We start from the raw sequence: 6,192 nt of genomic DNA, 5'->3' as shown, positions 1-6,192 counted from the left end.
TATAGATAATTCAAATAAAAACTACAGCTTCGACTTCGCTCAGCTAGCTTACACCGAGGGCTGAGCGAAGTCGAAGCCCGTCTACAAGTTATTTAAAACAACTATAATTTTGTCCTAACAAGACTGGCGACAGCTATAAAAAGACAAGTCCTAGCCAAAACAGATAATCCAAACGGGAAGCATAACAATTATGCCGACAAAAGAGAAGGCGATCGTGCTAATTAGTAAATCGCGATCGAGATTATAGACCTCAGCAAGAATCAGTACAGATAAACCCGTCGGAGTTCCCGACATTAGGGTAAGAATTAAGCGGGGATCGTGGCGAAGTCCAAAGGCTGTAGCGACCAAACCGATCGCCAAAGGAACGATCGCCACCCGTAAAAAAGCGGCGATCGCCGCAGGTTTAATACTTGTCCATTGCTCGATTTTGCCCAGTCGTAAACCCACTAAGGACAGGGCAAAGGCGATCGTTACCCATACCCCCACATCCAAACCCGACTCGATCGCATCGGGTAAAGCGATCGGGCGCGTATACCAACCTACTGCAAAAGCCCACAGACTTGGTACGGTCGCGACATCCAGCAATAGCTTCCACCAAGGGGGCTTAATCTCGCTTTTGCCAAAGTAACTAGCGATAAATACGGCAATGCCATAATTACCAGCCACATTACTGGTAATGCTATACAACACCGCCCAATCGGCATAGTTGGCACTGGTTAGGGAATTGGTCAGGGTTAATCCCACAAATCCCGTATTACCGAGCATCGTTGCCAAAATAAAGCTACCCAAGCTAGAGCGATCACTATCTTCTTGCTTGGCAAACTGCCAACCAATGAGCGCTAATAGCCAACTGATAATTAAAGAAGCGATCGCGACATAGGGAATATAGGGCGTATCCGAAAACTCCGTATGCCGCGCCAATACAAAGAGCTGCCAAGGTACTCCCACCCAATAGAGAGCCACCCCAAAAATTTTGGAAGCATTTTGCGGAGCAAATCGAGAAAATATTAAACCAACGCCCGTCCATAGTAATAAAGGGATATAGGCATCGATCAAAGCGCCAAGATGGAAGCCAGACCAGAAATCGTTAAGACTATTTAGCAGCATTCAGAATCCATTCAGTAATACCATCGGCAAGGGTTGCGGCTAGTAACTTCTGCTGCTGCCGATCGACAATCCATTCAAATTCAACGGGATTGATCATAAAACCTAATTCCAAAAGCACTGACGGTGCAATTGTCGGTCTTGTCAATGCCAAATTATTCCAATAAACACCATAATCGCGCCGATCCAGCTTTTGGGAAACATAGGTGTTAATGAACTTGGCAAAGTCTTCGGCTTGTGGGTTATACCAAAAAGCCCCCATGCCTAGGGTATTAAGGGCATCACCATCATCGGGCAATGCATTGTAATGAAGGCTGATCGATAGGGTGGGCTGCTCTTGCTCGATTTTAGTAACTCGCGTTCCCAAATCCACATCCCGATCCTCCGTTCTGGTCATCACCACATTTGCGCCACGATTTTGGAGTTCGCTCTGCAACAGGGTGGCAGTAGTTAGGGTGGCATATTTCTCTGGATAGCCCGTTGGCGATCGCGCACCTAGATCCTCATTACCGCCATGCCCCGCATCTAGAAGAATTTTAACGCCCTCTAAAGGTTGACGGTCTTTTGCTGCTGTCAGAACTGGGGGATGTTTGAGCAATAAAATCAGGTTGCTCCCTTGATAGCGAATCTGGTATCCCCATTGTTGTCTGGGTTTGAGACTCAGGGTGTAGGTTACCTTACGGGAATCCGACTGTACCCAATCCAGCTTATTGATAATGGTATCGGGAGCAATGGAAATGGTATCGGTTTGGGCAGTGACATTATAAAGAGTTAAGGCAAAGGTGCGATCGCTTTGGACGATAGCGATGGGTACGGGTATTTCTAAAGGAATCGTTACCTCTGTCCAAGCCCGATCGCGATCGATAATTCTTCTTGTATTAATACTACGTACATTGGAATTAGCGAAGTTTTCCGCATCTTCTTCAATGGCGATCATACTCTTTCTGACCCAGCCGCCATAATCCAGCCGTAGCCAAGCCCCTTGTTTGCCCGTGATTACCGCTTTAGTGCCTTGAGGCAAAGGAGTCAGCCTTGAGAAATCGGTACTCGCACCCGTTCTAGCATCGGCAACGATCGCCGTTATTCTGGCAACTTGGATATTTGTGGGTGAGAGAATCTCTACCGCACCAGTAGCTTTTTCCTTAACAATGCGATCGCCCGCCCGATCCTTGAAACGCATCTCGTATTCGGGCTGACCGAGTTTACTGGCATTCTCAAAACTAGCACAACCACGATAATAGCCTGAGGGTGATTCTTCGGTGGCTTGGTTATTGCCCGTTAATACCGAAGAATTGGGTGGCAACTGTGTATTGCGGCGGCGGGGTAGTAAGGGAATCTCGAGATCGCCGACCCTCGCTAATACCGTTGCATTGGGCGTGGCGATCGCCTCAAAGCAAATTCTCTCGTTAGGTTGCCTAGCAATATCGACGCTAGGGAATAGGGATTCTTTGATAAAACCTATATTTTGAGGCGGTAAGGTAATACGCGACTCTCGCAACACCTTGACATTTATCTGGCGATCGCGATTAGGATCGCCCGCCAAATTAACGTACTTAATATTAAAGTTATTTTCACCTAACTGAAGCGGCAAACTCGGCGCAAAATGTCCAGCCTCACTGCGTTGGATTAATTTGCCATTGATGCTCACATTGCCATCTTTTGGCGCAGTCCCGATAAAAAACAGGCGATCGCTATTGGTCGTGTGTTGCAATGGGGGATAGGTTAGATGCAATTGGGTGGGGGGGACAAAATTCTCAGCGCTAGTCGCAGTCACCACCAGAAAACTAAAAATCGCGATCGTCAAAATCCCTATCAGTCGCCGCATAATCTCTGTTACTTATCTAAATTAGCGATAAACCTTACAACTCAATCTTAACGTTATCGTGCTTGAAAACTCAGAATATATAGCTGTCGCTAGTCATGTTGCTCCTTCATAATTAGGGGTGCGCGGCGGAGCCGCACACCCCTAATACCAATTCCCACAATGGCGCTGCCATTTTGGGAATCTCAAAACCTGACTGGGTTTGTTTTTTAATTCACTGAAGTGTTGGCTCACTTCAGTGAATTAGTACAATTATGAAGGAGCAGTGGCGCAAAGCGCCACTGCTCTCTTTTCGGTTTTATCTCCTGATACACTTGGCGATAGCAATAAGTAGTTCGGCATAATTAAAAACCAAAACCAGAGAGCGTACCGCCCGCTACGCGGGCGGTACGCTTTTCTAGGTTTTAAGTTTACTTATGCTTAGCTACTTAACAATCAAAAATCACGTTAAAAAATCAAATTAAAATGAAAATATTAGTCATGGGTGGTACCAGATTCATCGGTGTTTCACTGGTGAAGTTACTCGTATCCCAAGGTCATGAAGTAACTTTATTTAATCGCGGGAAAAAGCCCTCACCCATTGCAGGACTGCGTACGATTATTGGCGATCGCACCGATCCACAGCAATTGCAAGACAAACTTAGGGACGAATCCTTCGATGCTATTTTTGACAACAACGGTCGCGAACTCAGTGACACTCAACCCCTAGTCGAAATTTTTCGCGATCGCCTCCAGCATTTTGTCTATATGAGTTCGGCAGGTGTATATCTAGATAGTGATATTTTGCCCTATCGCGAAACCGATGCCACCGATCCCAAAAGCCGTCATAAGGGCAAACTTGACACGGAATCCTATCTGCAACAGTTGCACTCCGAAAATGGATTTCCCTACACTTCGATTCGCCCGACCTATATCTATGGCCCTCAAAATTACAATGATGTGGAAGCTTGGTTTTTCGATCGCATCGTCCGCGATCGCCCAATTCCCATTCCTGGCAACGGTCAATTTATTACTCAACTCGGTCATGTCGAGGATCTCGCGAGGGCAATGGCAGCGGTATTAGGCAATCAACAAGCGATCGGCGAAATTTATAATATTTCCGATAACCGTTACGTTACCTTTGTCGGGCTTGCCAAACAATGTGCGATCGCGGCTGGTAAAGATCCCAGTCAACTCAATTTTGTATATTACAATCCTAAGGATTTTGACTTTGGCAAAAAGAAAGCTTTTCCCTTTCGCTTACAACATTTCTTTGCGGCGATCGCCAAAGCCAATCAAGACCTACAATGGCAACCAAAATACGATCTCGTATCTGGTTTAACAACTTCCTTTGAACTAGACTATCTTCCCTCTAACCGCCATCAAGCCGATATTGACTTTGAAACGGATGCACAAATTTTAGATAGCACCAAATAATCCCAATTCCCAAAATAGCATTGCCATCTTGGGAATCTCAAAACTTTACGGGGTTTATTTTTTAATTCATTAAAGTGCTGGCTCACTTCAGTGGATTGGATAACTGAGGATAGGCGAATCTTTATGCCTTCCATCCTTTATGGGAGATCCCAAGAATTGACTGGTGGCGCTTCGCGCCACCAGTCAATTCTTGGAATTTAATTTGTCCTAAGATAAGTGACTTTAGCTATAGATCTAAATCAACCATAATAAATTAAGAGCTTCTACTATTATGTTTTGCAAAAACACAAACACATAATCTACTAATTTTAAAAGAACTATGTAGCTAGCCCAAAGCAACAATAAAATCCCAAAATCCTTAGCGCGACTAGGGGTGCGCCAAGGATTTTTCTTTGTTTTTAATTATACAATTTATAGCTACCGCCAACTGTATCAGGACATAAAACCCAATATCGTGTTGCCGCGCGGAGCGCGGCAACACGATATTGGGTTTTAATTCTGTCCTAACAAGACTGGCGGTAGCTATACAAATTAAACGAATTGACGAGCAGGATATTATATAGTTTAGATCTGAGATAAATCATGACTTCAAAAAAGCATCCCCCCATTCCCAACATTATTTATCAACATGATCAATCCACGTAATATTTCCTACGGTTCAATTATTTATCTCATAATTCTATTCCTAGGATATACATTTGTAGGATATATACTAGCTGCCTATAATGTTAATCTACTTATTTTGATTGGGACTTATCTAATCACTTTAAGATTAGCGCAAACGGGAAGTTCTTCAATCAGTTTGGCGATCGCATGGATCTCTCTGTGGCTGTGGGGCGGAGTATTTGTATGGGCAAGACCACTTATTTTAGGAGAGATCAACCCTCAAACTGTCGCTTTATTATTACTATCATGTTGGATACATATCACCAGCATGATTTTCTTATTAGCATTTGCTCAGCCCAGAATGTATAGAATTGGACTAGACAAACAAAAGTCTATTTATGGCTTAATCATTCTTGTTTGGTCAGCAATGAGTATCGGCTGGCATATTTACCAACGAATTTCATCATTATAACTAAGTAGCTTGGCTTAATTAGAATTTAGATCTAAAACCTGCGGTGCAAGCTGCGCATGCGCCGCAGGTTTTAGGGTTTTATATTTAATTAAGCCCATTTACTTATAGCCAGCCTAAATCATTTGTAGATTTTTGGGTTTGTGGAAGCACAACCCTTCGGGTTACGCTTCCACAAACCATTTAGGATTGCTATATTAGTAAATAAATATTATGAGACAGATGCATAGAAATTACAGTTCAAGGGATGCCGATTATTATATGCATCAAATTCCTTTGCCAATTCTTGAAAAATTAGATGAAGAAGAAAAAGCTAATCTAAAATCAGTAATTAATACGGCAATCCCCCAACCATCACCCAAGTTAATCGATCTACGCTTTGCGATCGATATAATATTTATCCGCTACTTTGTTGTGTTAATGATTGGCAAAGATCGACGCAAACAACAAAGATCCTATGAAGTCAATGGTATTACCAAATTTGCTAATGTAGTTGCGGCAGTTTTATTGATTATTGCTATGAGCCTATTGATCAGTGGAGTGACAATCCTCACTATCTATCTTATTAAATCTGCGTTAGGCATAGCCTTTTTTGATCGTCATATTACGGAAGTTTTGTTTAATTGCAAGCAGAAATAATTTTGATAATTCTAAATAGGTAAGGGAAAACTAAGTAAGTGGGCTCAATTAAATATAAAATCCTAAAACCTGTGGCGCACGCTGCGCGTGCGCCACAGGTTTTAGATCTGGATTTTAATTATGCTGAGGTACTTAT

Annotated in this window: 5 protein-coding genes; 3 read left to right on the top strand and 2 right to left on the bottom strand. The window is 43.2% G+C overall.

Annotated features, from left to right (window positions below; genetic code table 11):
• Positions 1 to 150: 150 nt before the first annotated feature.
• Both AC805_RS13280 and AC805_RS13275 read right to left on the bottom strand, forming a co-directional pair.
• Positions 151 to 1,107, bottom strand: coding sequence for an AEC family transporter (locus AC805_RS13280; protein ID WP_055075871.1), 957 nt, complete (start codon positions 1,105 to 1,107; stop codon positions 151 to 153).
• Entirely contained in the window at positions 1,094 to 2,929 is a 1,836-nt protein-coding gene (locus AC805_RS13275; RefSeq protein WP_055075870.1) for an N-acetylmuramoyl-L-alanine amidase, read from the bottom strand. Before AC805_RS13275 ends, AC805_RS13280 begins: the two co-directional genes overlap by 14 nt.
• A 462-nt stretch (positions 2,930 to 3,391) precedes the next feature.
• Between AC805_RS13275 and AC805_RS13270 the strand changes: the two genes are divergently transcribed.
• From AC805_RS13270 to AC805_RS13260, 3 genes are all read left to right on the top strand, one after another.
• Complete coding sequence (locus tag AC805_RS13270; protein ID WP_055075869.1) at positions 3,392 to 4,342, top strand: NAD-dependent epimerase/dehydratase family protein; 951 nt, start codon at positions 3,392 to 3,394, stop codon at positions 4,340 to 4,342.
• Positions 4,343 to 4,970: 628 nt separating this feature from the next.
• On the top strand, positions 4,971 to 5,420 hold the full coding sequence (locus AC805_RS13265; RefSeq protein ID WP_055075868.1) for a hypothetical protein: 450 nt from the start codon (positions 4,971 to 4,973) through the stop codon (positions 5,418 to 5,420).
• Positions 5,421 to 5,639: 219 nt separating this feature from the next.
• The gene (locus tag AC805_RS13260; protein WP_231662839.1) at positions 5,640 to 6,056 is read left to right on the top strand and encodes a hypothetical protein; all 417 of its coding nucleotides are present in this window, start codon (positions 5,640 to 5,642) and stop codon (positions 6,054 to 6,056) included.
• Positions 6,057 to 6,192: the final 136 nt, after the last annotated feature.

Source organism: Pseudanabaena sp. 'Roaring Creek' (genome assembly GCF_001402795.1).
In the GTDB taxonomy this organism is placed as follows: Bacteria; Cyanobacteriota; Cyanobacteriia; order Pseudanabaenales; family Pseudanabaenaceae; genus Pseudanabaena.
This window is presented reverse-complemented; position numbering and strand designations above follow the sequence as displayed.

Excerpts from the sequence above, each read along its gene's own strand:
- AC805_RS13270 (WP_055075869.1), top strand. The coding sequence starts at position 3,392 with ATGAAAATATTAGTCATGGGTGGTACCAGATTCATCGGTGTTTCACTG.
- AC805_RS13265 (WP_055075868.1), top strand. The coding sequence starts at position 4,971 with ATGATCAATCCACGTAATATTTCCTACGGTTCAATTATTTATCTCATA.
- AC805_RS13280 (WP_055075871.1), bottom strand. The coding sequence starts at position 1,107 with ATGCTGCTAAATAGTCTTAACGATTTCTGGTCTGGCTTCCATCTTGGC.
- AC805_RS13260 (WP_231662839.1), top strand. The coding sequence starts at position 5,640 with ATGCATAGAAATTACAGTTCAAGGGATGCCGATTATTATATGCATCAA.
- AC805_RS13275 (WP_055075870.1), bottom strand. The coding sequence starts at position 2,929 with ATGCGGCGACTGATAGGGATTTTGACGATCGCGATTTTTAGTTTTCTG.